The following is a 12,173-nucleotide window of genomic DNA, read 5'->3' as shown; positions in this document are numbered from 1 at the left end:
TTGCGGTAGCTGCCGATCATTTTCTTTTGCCCGTTGAAATGCCAGAGTGTCAAAGTACCGTTGTTGAGGACGGGAACGAAGGTTTTGATCTGCGCCGCCGGTATTTCATACGGGTCGGAATATTTTTTCATGGACGGATAGTAAAAGTCCTGCACTTGCGCTACGCCGGATTCGACGGTGTATTGGCGGACGTAAGCTACCGATGACATTGTGGCGGTAATTTTGCCGTTTTGATTGAAATAAACGGAGTGGGTTTGTGCCGAAGCTTGAAGCGACGCGCCAAGCAGGATGCAGGCGGTCAGGCTGTTTGTCCAAAAGTGGTTCATTGTCTGATTGTTCCGATGTGGCGGAGATGTAAATAATAGGTATTTAGTTGAGTCGTCAAGTCAATAATATTTGAATAAAGCATATTCCGGCTGTTATTCGTCATTATAATCCATCAGGTCATGCGGGTTAAATATAATATTTTTATGAATGCTTATTTAAATACAGACAATAAATATAAGAAATGGTTCCGATTGGAATATTGATTTTGTGTGTAGGGAGGTCGTCTGAAAACAGATTAAACGGATATGTTCAACGTTAATAATAATGGTTTGGGGCGAGCGCAATCATGAAAATACGGCCGAAAACCTATATGCAGAAGATTTTCGGCCGTATCAAAATCAGCAAGGGATTATTCCAATCCCAGCAATTGCTCTCGGGTCAGCAAGAATACGAATCCGTCGCCGCCGCTGGTTTCCAGCCAAGTGAACGGCAGCTCGGGATAGGCGGCTTCCAATACGTCGCGGTTGTGTCCGATTTCGACCAGCAATACGCCTTTGGGATTGAGGTGTTTGGCGGCGTGCAGCAGGATTTGGCGGGTGGCGTCCAAACCGTCTTCGCCGCTGCCCAAGGCGAGTTCGGGTTCGTGCAGGTATTCGTCGGGCAGCATATCGACCGATTCGGCATCGACATAAGGCGGGTTGGAAACAATCAGGTCGTATGTGCCTTCCAATCCTTCGAACAAATCGGTGTGAATCAGGTTGATACGGTCTTCCAATCCATAATCTTCGATGTTGATGGCGGCTACTTCCAGCGCATCCAAACTCAAATCGACGGCGTCAATTTCAGCGGCGGGGTAGTGGTGTGCCATTTGAATGGCGAGGCAGCCGCTGCCGGTACACAAATCCAATGCGCGGTGAACCAATTCGGGGTGTTCTATCCATGGGGTAAGGCTGTCGCCGAGCAGTTCGTAAATAAACGAGCGCGGTACGATAACGCGTTCGTCAACATAAAAATCGAAATCGCCTTGCCATGCCTGATGGGTGAGGTAGGCTGCGGGGATGTGTTCGACTGCGCGGCGTTCCAACACTGCCAACACTTCTTCTTTCTCGCTTTGCAGCAGCTTGGCATCGAGGTAGGGCTCCAGCGTGTCCAAAGGTAGGTTGAGGGTATGCAGGATAAGGTAGGCGGCTTCATCGTGCGCGTTGTCCGATCCATGCCCGAAAAACAAACCGGCATCGTTGAAACGGCTGACGGCGAAACGCAGGATGTCGCGGACGGTGGTCAATTCTTGGGCTGCTTGGGTAAACATATCGCACTCTCAAATAATGTAAATTAATGTTTGCATTATAACAGCAAGGTCGTCTGAAAACGGTGTTTACTTGAATATAACGTTTTCAGACGACCTCGATAAGCATGGTTCAATCTCAATCCACCCCGCGGGCGCGGTTTTCATGGAATTGTGCCTGCCAATCGGCAAATTTTCCTTGCTCGATGGCTTCGCGCATTTCTGCCATGATGACTTGGTAGAAATGCAGGTTGTGGATGGTGTTGAGCTGTGCGCCCAAGATTTCGCCGACGCGGTGCAGATGGTGCAGGTAGGCGCGGCTGAAGTTTTGGCAGGCGTAGCAGGTGCAGCTTTCGTCTATCGGGCGTTTGTCGAGCTTGTGTTTGGCGTTTTTGATTTTCAAATCGCCGAAACGGGTGAACAGCCAGCCGTTGCGCGCATTGCGGGTGGGCATGACGCAGTCGAACATGTCCACGCCGTGCGCCACGCCGTAAACGAGGTCTTCGGGTGTGCCGACGCCCATCAGGTAATGCGGTTTGTGTTCGGGCAGCATCGGTCCGACGGTGCGCAGCATGCGGTACATTTCGGGTTTGGGTTCGCCGACGGACAGTCCGCCGATGGCAAGCCCGGGGAAGTCGAATTGTTCCAAGCCGCGCAGCGATTCTTCGCGCAAATCTTCATACATCGCGCCTTGCACGATGCCGAACAGGGCATTCGGGTTCTTCAAATCTTCAAAGGCTTTTTTGCTGCGTTCTGCCCAACGCAGGCTCATTTGCAGGGATTTTTGCGCCTGTTCGTGCGTTGCTTCGCCAGGTGTGCATTCGTCCAACTGCATCACAATGTCGGAATTGAGTACGGTTTGGATTTTCATGGAGATTTCGGGCGAGAGGAAGAGTCTGTCGCCGTTGATCGGGCTTTGGAAGGTACAGCCTTCTTCAGTGAGTTTGCGCATGTCGGAGAGCGAGAAAACCTGAAAACCGCCCGAGTCGGTCAAGATGGGTTTGTTCCAGCCGATAAAATCGTGCAGGCCGCCGAATTGTTCGATGACTTCCAAACCGGGACGCAGCCATAAATGGTAAGTGTTGCCCAAAATAATTTGTGCCTTGATATCGTGCAGGTTTTGCGGATTCATTGCCTTAACCGAGCCGTAAGTGCCAACCGGCATGAATACGGGTGTTTCGATTTTGCCGTGGTTCAGTTCCAGCGTGCCGCGTCGGGCATGACCGTCTTTTTTATGTAAGGTAAATTTGAGCATAGGTTGTATCTATAAATGTAGAAAACGGCGTGCGAAGCCGCCGTGCAGTCAAACGATTGAGGTAAAAACGCGATTATAAAGGATTTTCATCGCAATAGCGGTGTTTGAATATTTCAGACGACCTTATTCGTATCGAGATGTTCACTGTTGAAAATGTTTCAAAAAAATCACAATGTTCCGACAATGTCGTCTGAAACCTCGTTTTCATGCTTGCCATTGCGTCAAAGTATCGTCTATAATCCGAACCCTGTTAAACAGGCACGTAGCTCAGTTGGTTAGAGCACCACCTTGACATGGTGGGGGTCGTTGGTTCGAATCCAATCGTGCCTACCAAATTCCCCAAACGGCATTTATGCCGTTATTTTTTAATGTTTTGGAGCTTTTTTGATGTTGAACATTACCTTGCCGGACGGCTCAGTCCGCCAATACGAATCGCCCGTTACCGTGGCACAGATTGCCGCGTCTATCGGAGCAGGTTTGGCGAAGGCGACGGTGGCGGGTAAGGTAAACGGCAAATTGGTCGATGCGTGCGATCCGATTACCGAAGATTCAACCGTCCAAATCATTACCCCGAAAGACCAAGAAGGCGTTGAAGTCATCCGCCACTCTTGCGCCCACCTTGTCGGTCACGCAGTCAAGCAGCTCTATCCTAATGCAAAAATGGTTATCGGCCCCGTCATTGAAGAGGGCTTTTATTACGATATTGCTACGGAAAAACCGTTTACGCCTGAGGATGTTGCAGCTATCGAAGCGCGTATGAAAGAATTGATTGCTCAGGATTATGATGTAATCAAAATCATGACTCCGCGAGCCGAAACCATCAAAATTTTCCAAGATCGCGGTGAAGAATATAAGCTGCGCCTGATTGAAGATATGCCCGAAGTTGAAGCAATGGGTATGTATCATCATCAGGAATATGTCGATATGTGCCGCGGTCCGCACGTTCCGAACACCCGCTTCCTGAAAAACTTCAAGCTGACCAAGCTGGCAGGCGCATACTGGCGCGGCGACAGCAATAATGAAATGCTGCAACGCATTTACGGTACAGCTTGGGCAACAAAAGACGAATTAAAAGCCTATATCCAGCGTATTGAAGAAGCAGAAAAACGTGACCACCGCAAATTGGGCAAGCAACTGGATTTGTTCCACTTGCAAGACGAAGCGCCGGGTATGGTGTTTTGGCATCCTAAAGGTTGGGCTTTGTGGCAGACTATTGAGCAGCATATGCGTAAAGAGCTGAATGCAGCCGGTTACAAAGAAGTCAAAACCCCCCAAATCATGGATAAAACCTTTTGGGAAAAATCCGGTCACTGGGATAACTACAAAGACAATATGTTCGTAACCAGTTCGGAAAAGCGCGAATACGCGGTTAAGCCGATGAACTGCCCGGGACATGTTCAGATTTTCAATAACGGTCTGCGCTCGTACCGCGATTTGCCGATGCGTTTAGCAGAATTTGGTTCTTGCCATCGCAACGAGCCGAGTGGTGCATTGCATGGACTGATGCGTGTCCGCGGTTTTGTCCAAGATGATGCGCATATTTTCTGCACCGAAGATCAAATCGTTAGTGAGGCCCGAGCATTCAATGAATTGCTGGTTCGTATTTACAAGCAATTCGGTTTCCATGATGTGTCCGTCAAACTTTCATTACGTCCTGAGAAACGCGCCGGTTCAGACGACGTGTGGGATAAGGCAGAACAAGGTCTGCGCGAAGCATTGACTGCTTGCGGTGTGGAATGGGACGAGTTGCCAGGTGAGGGTGCGTTCTATGGACCTAAAATCGAATATCACGTTAAAGACGCATTGGGACGTTCTTGGCAGTGTGGTACGCTGCAGCTGGATTTTGTGTTGCCGGAACGCTTGGATGCAGAATATGTAACCGAAAACAATGACCGCGCCCGTCCGGTAATGTTGCATCGCGCCATTTTGGGTTCTTTGGAACGATTTATCGGTATTTTGATTGAAAATCATGCAGGTTCTTTCCCGCTATGGTTGGCGCCGGTTCAAATGGTGATTATGAATATCACCGAAAATCAAGCGGATTACTGCCGTGAAGTAGCTGCTAAATTGAAGGCTGCAGGCTTCCGTGTAGAGCTGGATTTGCGTAACGAAAAAATCGGTTACAAAATCCGTGATAACAGCCAATACCGCTTCCCTTATCAAATCGTTGTCGGCGATAAAGAGAAGCAAGAAAACAAAGTGGCCGTGCGCCGCAAAGCAGAAGACTTGGGTTCTTTGGATTTGGATGATTTCATCGCACAACTGCAGCAAGAAATCTCAGACGCCCTCGTCAACCATTAATTTTTATAGGAGTATTCATCATCGCTCAAGAACGCGAAGCACGAATCAATGGCGAAATTACCGCTAAAGAAGTGCGTTTAATCAGTGAGTCAGGCGAACAGCTTGGTGTCGTATCGGTTCGTGAAGCTTTGGCTATGGCCGAAGAGCAGGATGTGGATTTGGTAGAGATTTCCCCTACTGCCAAACCGCCTGTATGCAAACTGATGGATTACGGTAAATATAAATACCAACAGGCCAAGAAACGCGACGAAGCCAAGAAAAACCAGAAGCAGGTACAAATTAAGGAAATTAAATTCCGTCCGGGTACCGATGAAGGCGATTATCAAATCAAAATGCGTAACATCAACCGCTTCTTGGCTGATGGTGATAAAGTCAAAGTAACGCTTCGTTTCCGCGGACGTGAAATGGCTCACCAGCAACTCGGGGCGCAACTTTTAGAGCGCGTGAAAGAGGATTTGGCGGAAGTGGCTCAAATCGAATCCTTCCCTAAAATGGAAGGCCGTCAAATGGTGATGATGATTGCACCGAAGAAAAAATAAAGTTATAATTCTCGGCTTACTTCGATTGCCGCTTCGGAGTAAACTTTTGATTGGCGGCAAAAACCGTGGCATTTTGGGTTCAAGTGTTTGAAATCGATGTTTTAAAACCCCCTGATGCCTTATCTAATAACGAATGGAGTTTTCCCATGCCTAAAATGAAAACCAAGTCTAGCGCGAAAAAACGCTTCAAAGTACTGGGTAACGGCGGTGTAAAACGCGCTCATGCGTTCAAACGCCACATCTTGACTAAAAAGACCACTAAAAACAAACGCCAACTGCGCGGTACCTCTATGGTAAACGATCGCGATTTGGCTTCTGTTGCTAAAATGTTACCCTACGCTTAAGGAGTTTAGAATATGCCACGCGTAAAACGCGGTGTAACCGCCCGTGCCCGTCACCAAAAAATCTTCGCGTTAGCCAAAGGCTACCGCGGTCGTCGTAAAAACGTATACCGCGTTGCCAAGCAGGCGGTAATGAAAGCCGGTCAATACGCATACCGTGACCGTCGTCAACGCAAACGCCAATTCCGTCAATTGTGGATTGTCCGTATCAATGCAGGTGCCCGTGAAAACGGTCTGTCTTACAGCAAATTCATGAACGGCCTGAAACGCGCCTCTATCGAAATCGACCGCAAAGTATTGGCTGATCTAGCTGTGTTCGATAAAGCCGCTTTTGCACAATTGGTTGAGAAAGCCAAAGCTGCTTTGGCTGCTTAATCCAAAAAATTTGAAAAGGAAGCTAAGGCTTCCTTTTTTCTTTGTCTGAAGAAAGTCTATGTGATTGATTTTCTTTCTTTAAAGTCTATTTTTTTGAATTGATTTGCGCTAAAATACGCCGATTCTATCAAACGGATTGGCCGTAAACGATAAAAGGTCGTCTGAAAAGTTTGGCAACACCAAACCATACAGGCGGCCTCATTGTTTCAGACGACCCATCATCAACCGACAGACGATAAAACCACTATGGAAAATGTAAACCGTATCGTTGCAGAAGGCATTGCCGCAGTAGAAGCCGCGCAAGACTTCAACGCTCTAGAACAAATCAAAGCCCGTTATCTTGGTAAAACCGGCGAGTTGACCGGACTTCTGAAAACCTTAGGTCAAATGTCGCCTGAAGAGCGCAAAACCATAGGTGCGCATATCAATGAATGCAAAAACCAGTTTCAGACGGCCTTTAACAATAAACGCGATGCGCTCAACGAAGCCAAACTGCAAGCCCAGCTCGCTGCCGAAGCACTTGATATTACCCTGCCCGGACGCGCGCAGGAAAACGGCGGTTTGCATCCCGTAACCCTGACCTTGCAGCGCGTGGTCGAACTCTTTCACGGTATGGGCTTTGAAGTGGCAGACGGCCCGGAAATCGAAGACGATTTCCACAACTTCCAAGCCTTGAACATCCCCGCAAACCACCCGGCCCGCGCCATGCAGGATACGTTCTACGTTGAAAACGGCGATGTTTTGCGCACGCACACTTCCCCGATTCAAATCCGCTATATGCTCGACAAAAAAGAGCCGCCCATCCGCATTATCGCCCCCGGCCGCGTTTACCGCGTGGACAGCGATGCTACGCACTCACCCATGTTCCACCAAGCCGAAGGCCTGTGGGTAGAAGAGGGCGTAACCTTTGCCGATTTGAAAGCCGTGTTCACCGATTTTATCCGCCGCTTTTTCGAACGCGATGATTTGCAAGTACGTTTCCGTCCGTCTTTCTTCCCGTTCACCGAACCGTCCGCCGAAATTGACATCATGGGCGAAAACGGCAATTGGCTGGAAGTCGGCGGCTGCGGCATGGTGCATCCCAACGTGTTGAAAAACGTGAATATCGACCCCGAAAAATACACCGGTTTCGCCTTCGGCATCGGCCTCGATCGTTTCGCCATGTTGCGTTACAACGTGAATGATTTGCGGCTGTTTTTCGATAACGATTTGAACTTTTTGAAGCAGTTTGCGAAATGATTGTGCAGGCTGCCTAAAAGAAACTGCCTTAACAAAGTTAAAAAGCAGCCTGCACTCCCAAGCAAACAGGTCGTCTGAAAACAAAATCTGATAAAAAGTTAATTAGTTGATTGAGAACATAACATGCAATTCTCCTACTCATGGCTGAAAACCCAAGCCGATACCGAACTTTCCGCCGATAAGCTGGAACATCTGTTAACCATGTCCGGCTTGGAAGTGGAAGAAGCCGAGACTGCCGCGCCTGCGTTTACGGGCGTGGTGATTGCCGAAGTGAAATCCGTTGAAAAACATCCGGATGCCGATCGTTTGAATGTTACCCAAGTCGATGCGGGTACGGGCGAGTTGGTGCAGATTGTGTGCGGTGCGCCGAATGTGAAGGCGGGCATCAAAGTACCGTGTTCGCTGCCGGGCGCGGTATTGCCGGGCAATTTCAAAATCAAGCCGACCAAGATGCGCGGCGTGGTGTCGAACGGGATGTTGTGTTCCACCGACGAACTTGGTCTGCCTGACGACGGCGTGAACGGTTTGCACATTCTGCCGCAAGACGCTCCTGTCGGTGCAAACATCCGTGAATATTTGGATTTGGACGATACGGTGTTCACGCTGAAAATCACGCCGAACCGTGCCGACTGCCTGAGCATCAAAGGCATTGCGCGCGAAGTGTCTGCTCTGACCGGCTGCGCGTTCAAGCAGCCTGCAATCCATGCCGCGCCAATCACGGGTAGCCGCAAACAGCCCGTGCAGATTTATGCGCCTGCCGATTGCGGCCGCTTTATCAGCCGCGTGATTGAAAACGTGAACGCGCGTGCCGCTACGCCGGATTGGATGAAGCAGCGTTTGGAGCGTAGCGGCATCCGCAGTATTTCCGCGTTGGTGGACATTGGTAATTATGTGATGCTGGAAATCGGTCAGCCGATGCATGTTTTTGATGCCGACAAACTTTCATGCAGCCTGCACATCCGCCGTGCGCGCGAAGGTGAAACGCTGGAATGCCTGAACGAGAAAACTGTCTCTCTGTCTGAAAACACGCTGGTAGTGGCCGATGAAAAAGGTGCGTTGAGCTTGGCAGGCCTGATGGGCGGCGCGGCAAGCGTGGTTTCAGACGACACACAAAATATCGTGCTGGAAGCAGCTTGGTTTGCACCTGAAATCATCGCCGGTAAATCGCGCCAATACGGTTTTGGTTCGGATTCGTCGTTCCGCTTTGAACGCGGTGTGGATTACCGTTTGCAGGCTGATGCCATCGAACGCGCTACTGAATTGGTTTTGCAAATCTGCGGCGGTGCGGCAGGCGAAATGGTGGAAGCGCAGGGTGAATTGCCCGAAGCCAAGCAGGTTGAATTGCGTTTGGGTCGTCTGAAAACCGTGTTGGGCGTGGACATTCCTGCCGAACAGGTGGAAACCATTTTGCAGCACTTGGGCTTGCAGCCTGAAAAAACGGCGGAAGGCTTCCGCGTTACCGCGCCGAGTTTCCGTTTCGACATCGAAATCGAGGCCGATTTGATTGAAGAAATTGGTCGCGTTTACGGCTATGAAAATATCCCCGACGATTACACGTCAGGTCGTCTGAAAATGCTGGCGCTGCCCGAAACCCACCGTCCGCGTTTTGCCGTTTATAACGAAATGGCGGCGCGCGGCTACCGCGAAGTGGTCAGCTATGCCTTCGTTGACGAGCAGTGGGAACACGATTTTGCCGCCAATGCCAACCCCATCCGCCTGCAAAACCCGCTGGCGGCGCAGTATGCCGTGATGCGTTCCACGCTCATTGGCGGCTTGGTGGAAATTTTGCAAAACAATCTGAACCGCAAACAAAACCGCGTGCGTGTGTTTGAAATCGCTCGCGTGTTCAGCAAAGGTTCAGATGGCCGGTTTGTACAAAACGAACGCATCGGCGGCTTGTGGTACGGCGCGGCGATGCCTGAACAATGGGGCGAGAAAACGCGCAACGCAGATTTTTACGACATCAAGGCCGATGTAGAAAATCTGTTGAAAAACAAAGCAGTTGAGTTCGTTAAAACCGAACATCCTGCCCTGCATCCCGGCCGCGCCGCCAATATCGTTTCAGACGACCAAGTGATCGGCTTTGTCGGCGAATTGCATCCGAAATGGCTGCAAAAATACGACTTGCCGCAAGCGCCGCTGGTATTTGAAATCGACATGGCAGCCGTGTTGGAACGCGAAAAAACGCGTTATCAGGCAGTATCAAAATTCCAGCCGGTACGCAGGGATTTGGCGTTTGTCATGCCTGAAACCATGACCCATGATGATTTGTTGGCCGCCTTGAACGGCGCGGCAAACAAGTTGGTACAGGAAATCAGCGTGTTTGACGTGTATCGCGGTACAGGTCTGCCTGAAGGGATGAAGAGCATGGCGGTCAAAGTGATTTTGCAGGATATGGAAAACACGCTGACGGATGAAACAGTCGAGCCGGTTATCGGAAAACTGATTGACGCGGCAACTGCTGCGGGAGCGCAACTTCGCAGCTAAAAAATAAATATTCGCTTGAATTTTAAATAGAAATTGGTAATAATCTGCACCTGTTACAACAGAAGGTAATAATATGACATTAACTAAAGCCGAATTGGCCGATATTTTGGTAGATAAAGTCAGCAATGTAACCAAAAACGATGCCAAAGAAATCGTCGAACTCTTTTTTGAAGAAATCCGCAGCACTTTGGCACGCGGCGAAGAAATCAAAATTTCCGGTTTCGGTAATTTTCAGTTGCGCGACAAACCGCAGCGTCCCGGCCGTAATCCGAAAACCGGCGAAGAAGTACCGATTACCGCCCGCCGCGTAGTCACTTTCCATGCCAGCCAAAAACTCAAAGGCATGGTGGAGCATTACTATGACAAACAACGCTAATCCCGTTATTCCTGCAAAACGTTATTTCTCGCTAGACGAAATGTGCGAACTGGTGCAAATCAGCCCGTCACAATTTGCCCAGTGGCAACATGAGAACGGTATCGTTGTCGGTTACGGCGGCGATCGTTACACCCGTTCCGATGTGGTGAAACTGCTGAAGCTGAAAGATACCTTTGCGCCTTATGTCGACCGCTTCAGCCGTGATTCTTTGGATGCAAACGGTCATCCTGCTGCAAAAGCGGAAGAAGTCAGGGATAGCCTGAATCAAATTTTGGCAGATTTGGAAGCGTATTCATAATCGCCATTTCGTATTTCTGCGAAAAATAAAAAAAACCGACCTTTGAGAGGTTGGTTTTTTTATTGATGATGAAAAGTTTAACAATACATTTTTATGCCAATTTGTCAGCCGAAGAAGGCGCAAGTGATACGAAGCCGGTCGCGGCTTCAGGAAATTGTTTTTCCAGAGTTTATACTCGATATATCATCTTCCGTTTCTTCTGTTGCATGAACAATCGAACAGGACGACTGCCATTAGTAAAAAGGTCGTCTGAAAACTTTCAGACAACCTTTGAGAAAGTTAGGCGTCCAATTCAAACTACGCCTGTTATGTAAACAACACAGTGTTTTCTTGAAATATCAACAATCCTTTCTTAGGGGAAAGCTATCTAAACTAAACTTTCAGATAACCTTAACTCATTCTTTAACTTTTATCTGATAAAATTTCTTATGATCCTTCTTTCCCAATCCCAAAAATCCTCCTGGCCCTCTTATATAATAAGAGATTTCAATCGTAATATTCTGTTTGGTTTGTGGAGTTCCAGAAATATGAACCGTATCATACCACTCGTCGATGGGCTTTACAGTCAACCCAGAATTCAGAGGATTCATTTTTACCTTGAAATAATCAGGATAAGTAGCTTGGTTAGCCACATTAAATTCTATGAAATATGGCTTATTTAATTCTGCATCCGGTAATGCCTGAACTTTATGTTTACCGGCAAAACAACCGGATAATGCTATTGCAGCCGAAAAGATAAATACTTTCCTTGTCATACTTAAAATATGCTCCATAATTTACTGATATTTCACAAAATTCTAAAATCAATTGCTCCAAAGCTGGCTTTTAGAAATTTTTCAGACGACCTTTGAGAAAGTTAGGTTTTCAATTCAACCTACGCCTGTTATGTAAACAACGTGGTGTTTCCTTGAAATATCAACAATCCTTTCTTAGGAGAAAGCTGTCTAAACTAAACCTTCAGATAACCTTAACTCATTCTTTAACTTTTATCTGATAAAATTTCTTCTGATCCTTACTTTCAAACCAGCCTACTTCACCTCTTACATAATAAGATATTTCAATCGTAATATCCTGCTTGGTTATTGGAGTTCCAGAAATATGAACCGTATCATACCACTCATCGGTGGGTTTTACAGTCAACCCTGAATTTAGAGGATCCATTTTCACCCTGAAATTATCGGGATAAGCAGCATATTTAGTTACATTTAATTCTGTGAAATATGGCTTATTTAATTCTGCGTCCGGTAATGCCTGAACTTTATGTTTACCGGCAAAACAACCGGATAATGCTATCACCGCCGAAAAGATAAATACTTTCCTTATCATACTTAAAATAAGCTCCATAATTTACTGATATTTCACAAAATTCTAAAATCAATTGCTCCAAAGCTGGCTTTTAGAAATTTTTCA

12 protein-coding genes, 1 tRNA gene and 1 pseudogene are annotated in these 12,173 nt (G+C 47.9%); 9 read left to right on the top strand and 5 right to left on the bottom strand.

The genetic code is table 11. The features are described from left to right. The 3 genes and pseudogenes from HMPREF1051_RS08685 to tgt form a co-directional block, all read right to left on the bottom strand. Positions 1-326: pseudogene (locus HMPREF1051_RS08685) on the bottom strand (toxin-antitoxin system YwqK family antitoxin); the annotation flags it as partial. A gap of 350 nt (positions 327-676) precedes the next feature. After that, positions 677-1,576: a 50S ribosomal protein L3 N(5)-glutamine methyltransferase gene (prmB, locus tag HMPREF1051_RS08680; RefSeq protein WP_003767236.1), complete on the bottom strand. Its 900-nt coding sequence runs from the start codon at positions 1,574-1,576 to the stop codon at positions 677-679. 115 nt (positions 1,577-1,691) lie between these two features. After that, positions 1,692-2,807 (bottom strand): tRNA guanosine(34) transglycosylase Tgt, encoded by a 1,116-nt coding sequence (gene tgt, locus HMPREF1051_RS08675; protein WP_003767243.1) that lies wholly within the window; start codon positions 2,805-2,807, stop codon positions 1,692-1,694. A gap of 256 nt (positions 2,808-3,063) precedes the next feature. Between tgt and HMPREF1051_RS08670 the strand changes: the two genes are divergently transcribed. The 9 genes from HMPREF1051_RS08670 to HMPREF1051_RS08630 all read left to right on the top strand — a co-directional run bounded on the left by HMPREF1051_RS08670 (position 3,064) and on the right by HMPREF1051_RS08630 (position 10,763). Then, positions 3,064-3,140, top strand: a tRNA-Val gene (locus HMPREF1051_RS08670). Between the two features lie 54 nt (positions 3,141-3,194). Next, positions 3,195-5,108, top strand: a complete 1,914-nt coding sequence (gene thrS / locus HMPREF1051_RS08665) for a threonine--tRNA ligase (RefSeq protein ID WP_003767234.1) — start codon at positions 3,195-3,197, stop codon at positions 5,106-5,108. Between the two features lie 17 nt (positions 5,109-5,125). Further along, positions 5,126-5,647: a translation initiation factor IF-3 gene (gene infC, locus HMPREF1051_RS08660; protein ID WP_074895063.1), complete on the top strand. Its 522-nt coding sequence runs from the start codon at positions 5,126-5,128 to the stop codon at positions 5,645-5,647. Positions 5,648-5,793: 146 nt separating this feature from the next. Then, on the top strand, positions 5,794-5,991 hold the full coding sequence (rpmI, locus tag HMPREF1051_RS08655; RefSeq protein ID WP_002232040.1) for a 50S ribosomal protein L35: 198 nt from the start codon (positions 5,794-5,796) through the stop codon (positions 5,989-5,991). A gap of 12 nt (positions 5,992-6,003) precedes the next feature. Beyond that, complete coding sequence (gene rplT / locus HMPREF1051_RS08650; RefSeq protein ID WP_002214103.1) at positions 6,004-6,363, top strand: 50S ribosomal protein L20; 360 nt, start codon at positions 6,004-6,006, stop codon at positions 6,361-6,363. A gap of 246 nt (positions 6,364-6,609) precedes the next feature. After that, complete coding sequence (pheS, locus tag HMPREF1051_RS08645; RefSeq protein ID WP_036492628.1) at positions 6,610-7,602, top strand: phenylalanine--tRNA ligase subunit alpha; 993 nt, start codon at positions 6,610-6,612, stop codon at positions 7,600-7,602. 123 nt (positions 7,603-7,725) lie between these two features. Beyond that, positions 7,726-10,089 carry a phenylalanine--tRNA ligase subunit beta gene (pheT, locus tag HMPREF1051_RS08640; protein ID WP_003767246.1) on the top strand — a complete coding sequence of 788 codons (2,364 nt, stop codon included), beginning with the start codon at positions 7,726-7,728 and terminating at the stop codon, positions 10,087-10,089. Between the two features lie 73 nt (positions 10,090-10,162). Beyond that, a complete protein-coding gene (locus tag HMPREF1051_RS08635; protein WP_003675494.1) occupies positions 10,163-10,465 on the top strand; it encodes an integration host factor subunit alpha in 303 nt (100 codons plus the stop codon). After that, a complete protein-coding gene (locus tag HMPREF1051_RS08630; protein ID WP_003767242.1) occupies positions 10,449-10,763 on the top strand; it encodes a hypothetical protein in 315 nt (104 codons plus the stop codon). Before HMPREF1051_RS08635 ends, HMPREF1051_RS08630 begins: the two co-directional genes overlap by 17 nt. A gap of 395 nt (positions 10,764-11,158) precedes the next feature. Here the strand turns inward: HMPREF1051_RS08630 and HMPREF1051_RS08625 are convergent, their stop codons facing one another. Both HMPREF1051_RS08625 and HMPREF1051_RS08620 read right to left on the bottom strand, forming a co-directional pair. Further along, positions 11,159-11,536: a hypothetical protein gene (locus HMPREF1051_RS08625; protein ID WP_036492627.1), complete on the bottom strand. Its 378-nt coding sequence runs from the start codon at positions 11,534-11,536 to the stop codon at positions 11,159-11,161. A 199-nt stretch (positions 11,537-11,735) separates the two neighbouring features. Further along, positions 11,736-12,107 (bottom strand): hypothetical protein, encoded by a 372-nt coding sequence (locus tag HMPREF1051_RS08620; RefSeq protein ID WP_036492626.1) that lies wholly within the window; start codon positions 12,105-12,107, stop codon positions 11,736-11,738. Positions 12,108-12,173 lie beyond the last annotated feature (66 nt).

It is taken from the genome of Neisseria sicca VK64, assembly GCF_000260655.1.
Lineage (GTDB): Bacteria > Pseudomonadota > Gammaproteobacteria > Burkholderiales > Neisseriaceae > Neisseria > Neisseria sicca_B.
Note: the sequence above shows the minus strand (reverse complement) of the source record. Positions and strands in the feature narration are given on the sequence as shown.

Coding starts and splice junctions, on each gene's coding strand:
- prmB (WP_003767236.1), bottom strand. CDS start 1,576: ATGTTTACCCAAGCAGCCCAAGAATTGACCACCGTCCGCGACATCCTG.
- tgt (WP_003767243.1), bottom strand. CDS start 2,807: ATGCTCAAATTTACCTTACATAAAAAAGACGGTCATGCCCGACGCGGC.
- thrS (WP_003767234.1), top strand. CDS start 3,195: ATGTTGAACATTACCTTGCCGGACGGCTCAGTCCGCCAATACGAATCG.
- rpmI (WP_002232040.1), top strand. CDS start 5,794: ATGCCTAAAATGAAAACCAAGTCTAGCGCGAAAAAACGCTTCAAAGTA.
- rplT (WP_002214103.1), top strand. CDS start 6,004: ATGCCACGCGTAAAACGCGGTGTAACCGCCCGTGCCCGTCACCAAAAA.
- pheS (WP_036492628.1), top strand. CDS start 6,610: ATGGAAAATGTAAACCGTATCGTTGCAGAAGGCATTGCCGCAGTAGAA.
- pheT (WP_003767246.1), top strand. CDS start 7,726: ATGCAATTCTCCTACTCATGGCTGAAAACCCAAGCCGATACCGAACTT.
- HMPREF1051_RS08635 (WP_003675494.1), top strand. CDS start 10,163: ATGACATTAACTAAAGCCGAATTGGCCGATATTTTGGTAGATAAAGTC.
- HMPREF1051_RS08630 (WP_003767242.1), top strand. CDS start 10,449: ATGACAAACAACGCTAATCCCGTTATTCCTGCAAAACGTTATTTCTCG.
- HMPREF1051_RS08625 (WP_036492627.1), bottom strand. CDS start 11,536: ATGGAGCATATTTTAAGTATGACAAGGAAAGTATTTATCTTTTCGGCT.
- HMPREF1051_RS08620 (WP_036492626.1), bottom strand. CDS start 12,107: ATGGAGCTTATTTTAAGTATGATAAGGAAAGTATTTATCTTTTCGGCG.